General features: G+C 64.0%; 4 protein-coding genes. 1 reads left to right on the top strand and 3 read right to left on the bottom strand.

What is annotated here, in order from left to right; all coding sequences use genetic code 11:
- From EN742_RS27490 to EN742_RS27480, 3 genes are all read right to left on the bottom strand, one after another.
- The coding region (locus EN742_RS27490; RefSeq protein WP_148670296.1) for a helix-turn-helix transcriptional regulator at window positions 1-201 on the bottom strand (201 nt) is incomplete at its 3' end.
- A gap of 91 nt (window positions 202-292) precedes the next feature.
- Window positions 293-994: a phosphatase PAP2 family protein gene (locus EN742_RS27485; protein WP_126057257.1), complete on the bottom strand. Its 702-nt coding sequence runs from the start codon at window positions 992-994 to the stop codon at window positions 293-295.
- Between the two features lie 16 nt (window positions 995-1,010).
- A complete protein-coding gene (locus EN742_RS27480; protein WP_126057256.1) occupies window positions 1,011-1,349 on the bottom strand; it encodes a hypothetical protein in 339 nt (112 codons plus the stop codon).
- A gap of 346 nt (window positions 1,350-1,695) precedes the next feature.
- Here EN742_RS27480 and EN742_RS27475 point away from each other — a divergent pair, with 346 nt between their 5' ends.
- Complete coding sequence (locus EN742_RS27475) at window positions 1,696-3,699, top strand: PhoX family phosphatase (protein WP_128333498.1); 2,004 nt, start codon at window positions 1,696-1,698, stop codon at window positions 3,697-3,699.
- The last annotated feature ends 136 nt before the right edge of the window (window positions 3,700-3,835 follow it).

The raw sequence follows: 3,835 nt of genomic DNA, 5'->3' as shown, positions 1-3,835 counted from the left end.
GTTCTCGCCGATCAGCTCCACCCCGGACCCGTCGAGGGCCTGGATGACCTTCATCAGCGTGTCGACCACGCCCCTGACGACACCGTCGCTCGCCTCCATGCGCTGGATGGTCGGAAGCGAAACCCCGGCGCGCTCGGCCAGCGTCTTCTGATCGATGCCGGCCAGCGCCCTCGCGGCGCGCATCTGCTGGGCGGTGATCATCGGCCAGAACCCTTGTCTGAGTCTGCAGTATCAATGGATAATATAAGGATCATGATGTTTCAAGCATCATTTAGCATGGATGAAACATGGGTCACTCACTGTCCGCCACCGCATGGCGCCGCTGCAGGAAGCGCGCCACCAGCCAGCAGAGCATGGCCCAGGCGAAACCGGCACACCAGCCGGCGAGCACGTCGGACGGCCAGTGGACGCCGAGATAGACGCGGCTGGCGCCGACCAGCAATGTCGTCAGTATGGCAAGGCCGAGGACAAAGATCTTCGTCGTGCGGCCCGGCAGGAAGCGGGCCGCCATGCTGCCTAGGGTGAGGTAGGTCACCGCCGAAAGCATGGCGTGACCACTCGGAAAGGACAGCGAGGTCTCGTTGACGAGATGCGAAACAAGATCCGGTCGTGGCCGGTCGACTTCGAACTTGAGCAGGCTCGACAGCACTTGCCCGCCCGCCACGGCCACGAACATCAGCAGCGCGGTTGCCGGCCGGCGGATGAGCAGTAGATAGATGATGACCGCTGTCGTCACCAGCACCAAAACGCTGGTGCCGCCAAGGCTGGTAATGTCGCGCACCGCCCCTTCCAGCCAGGCCGGGCCGATCGGACTATCCGGCTGGCCCGGATGGCGAAAGGCGAGCAGGATCTCGGTGTCGAAAGCATGCGGCGTGGTCGCGTGCGCCACCTCCATCAGCTCCTCCAAGCCCCACAGACCGCCGGCGATCACCAGTCCGGCCAGTAGAACCGGGAACTCGATCTTGTTGAGCAGGGCGGTTGCGAAGGACCTCATCAGCTTGGCCGTCCGACTACAGCCGCTGCATATAGGGCCCGAGGGTGATCAGCGCCACGGCGGCGATCGCCAGCACGATGCCGGTGGCCTGCAGCGCGTTGACCCTCTCGCCGAAAAAGGCAAGCGCAACCACGTTCACCGACACCAGTTGGATCACCGCCGAAAGGCTGAACGACACCGACATGCCGAACTCACGGATCAGCCTCAGCATGATCAGGTTGCCGATCGAATAGAGCGCCAGCGTCAGCACGATCTTGCCGAGGCTTGGCGCCAGCCCCCATTGCTTGGCCGCGGTCGCCGCGAGCAGGAAGATCACGGTCGACACACCAAGCTGCACCAGTCCCCAGAAACTCACTTTTCATCCCCTCCTGTAGCGGCCGTCGCCGCGCGTGCCGCAGTCCTTGTTTCCCAAGCGCGCGAGGCCGTCAAGCAGACCGCGTCGGACCGGTGTCCCGCTCAGACATGATCGAAGCCGGATGTCGCAAGATACGTCCTGGCAACATGGTTGGTGCTGGCCGGCGCGATATTTTGACGATCATGCGGGAGCGACGAATGACGGCCGAAGCCGGCCGTATCCATGGTCGCGCTCATGAGCCGGCAAATAGATTGCCGAAATCGCGACTTCTGTCACGAAAATGTGATCCTGCGGCTATACGGGTCGGAAGCTCACATGCTCCAGCCAAGAAGCCAGAGGAAAGCTCATGACCGACCACCGCTCCCCTGACACCGGTTTCCGCACCAGCCTGCTCGAGGAGAATGACGGTCCGGCCGTCAATCCTACCGACAACCGCACCATGGGCGAGATCATCGCCGCGCGTTTCTCGCGCCGTGGCTTCCTGAAGGGCTCGCTGGCCGTTTCGGCCATCGCCGCCACGGTCAGCCCGCTGGCGCTCGTCGCCGCCGACGATGCCCGCGCCGCAGAAGCCTCGGCTTTCAAGTTCGACGAGCTCGAGGCCGGCATCGACGACAAGCACCATGTCGCACCGGGTTACAACGCCGATGTGCTCTTGCGCTGGGGCGACCCGCTGTTTGCCGACTCGCCGGAATTCGACCCGGTAAAGCAGTCGGCCGAGGCCCAGGCAAAACAGTTCGGCTACAACAACGACTATATCGGCTATATCCCGATCGACGGCTCGGCCGAGCATGGTCTGCTGGTGGTCAACCACGAATACACCAACCCGCATCTGATGTTCCCGGGCATCGTCAAGATCGTCGACAAGGACGGCAAGAAGGCCGCAGAGACAGCGCCTCTCAGCAAGGAGCAGGTCGATGTCGAGATGGCGGCGCATGGCGGCACCATCGTCGAGATCCGCAAGGACGGGGGCAAGTGGCAGGTGGTGCGCGACGGCAAGCTCAACCGGCGGATCACCTCCAACACCGAGATGGCGCTGTCGGGTCCGGCCGCCGGCCATGATCGCCTCAAGACCAACGCCGATCCCTCCGGCACCAAGGTCGTCGGCACCTTCAACAATTGCGCCGGCGGTGTCACCCCATGGGGCACCTATGTCATGGCCGAGGAGAACATCCATGGCTATTTCACCGGCGAGCTGCCGGAAGGCCACAAGGAAGCGGCCAACTACAAGCGCCTCGGCATCCCGGAAGGCGCCTATGAATGGGGCACGCATTACGACCGCTTCGACCTTGCCAAGGAGCCGAACGAGCCCAACCGCTTCGGCTGGATCGTCGAGGTCGACGTCAATGATCCGAATTCGGTGCCGCGCAAGCGCACGGCCATGGGCCGCTTCAAGCATGAGGGCGCGGAATCGATCGTCGCCAAGGACGGCCGCGTCGTCTTCTATCTCGGCGACGACGAGCGTTTCGACTATGTCTATAAATTTGTCACCACGGGCAAATTCAATCCCAACGACCTCGCGGCCAACAAGGACCTGCTCGACGACGGCACGCTGCATGTCGCCAAATTCGCCGAGGATGGCACCGTCGAATGGATGCCGATCGTGTTCGGCCAGGGGCCGCTCACCGCTGAGAATGGCTTTACCGGCCAGGCCGACGTGCTGATCGAGACGCGCCGCGCCGCCGACCTGCTCGGCGCCACCAAGATGGACCGTCCCGAGGACATCCAGCCGAACGGCGCCAACGGCAAGGTCTATGTCATGCTGACCAACAATTCCAAGCGCAAGCCCGAACAGGTCGACGCCGCCAATCCGCGCGCGGCGAACGCCTTCGGGCATATCATCGAGATCGTCGAGGACGGCGGCGACTTCACTGCCGCCAAGGGTAAGTGGGAAGTGATGCTGAAATGCGGCGATCCTTCGGTGGCCGACGTCGGCGCCACCTTCTCGACCGCGACCACCGCCAACGGCTGGTTCGGCATGCCGGACAATTGCGCCGTCGATTCGGCCGGCCGCTTGTGGGTCGCCACCGACGGCCAGGGCCCGAAGGCCACCGGCCGTACCGACGGCCTGTGGGCGGTCGACACCGAGGGCGCCGCGCGGGCGACCTCAAAACTGTTCTTCCGCGTGCCGATCGGCGCCGAGATGTGCGGCCCGCTGTTCGCGCCGGACGATCAGACCGCCTTCGTCGCCGTCCAGCATCCGGGCGACGGCGGCGAGGACTGGGAAGCCTTCGGCCGCCCCTCCTACTATGAGGACCTGTCGACCCGCTGGCCCGACTTCAAGCCCGACATGCCGGTCCGGCCGTCGGTGGTCGCGATCACCAAACAGGGCGGCGGCAAGATCGCGGTCTGACACACGGCAGTCCGCAGAGACTGCACAAGCGCTGGAGGGATCTCGGCACCCCGAGATCCCTCCTTTCCATTTCAGGTGTCGGTCAAGCTTCGGGAAAGATTGGCAATTTATGCGTGGCGCCCTAGGTCCTTGTAAG

The sequence above is a fragment of the Mesorhizobium sp. M4A.F.Ca.ET.020.02.1.1 genome (assembly GCF_004022645.1).
In the GTDB taxonomy this organism is placed as follows: Bacteria; Pseudomonadota; Alphaproteobacteria; order Rhizobiales; family Rhizobiaceae; genus Mesorhizobium.
The sequence above is the reverse complement of the archived record's forward strand: the minus strand, read 5'-3'. Positions and strand labels throughout refer to the sequence as shown.

What these genes read in the sequence shown, in the direction of transcription:
- EN742_RS27485 (WP_126057257.1), bottom strand. Translation starts at nt 994, where the DNA reads ATGAGGTCCTTCGCAACCGCCCTGCTCAACAAGATCGAGTTCCCGGTT.
- EN742_RS27475 (WP_128333498.1), top strand. Translation starts at nt 1,696, where the DNA reads ATGACCGACCACCGCTCCCCTGACACCGGTTTCCGCACCAGCCTGCTC.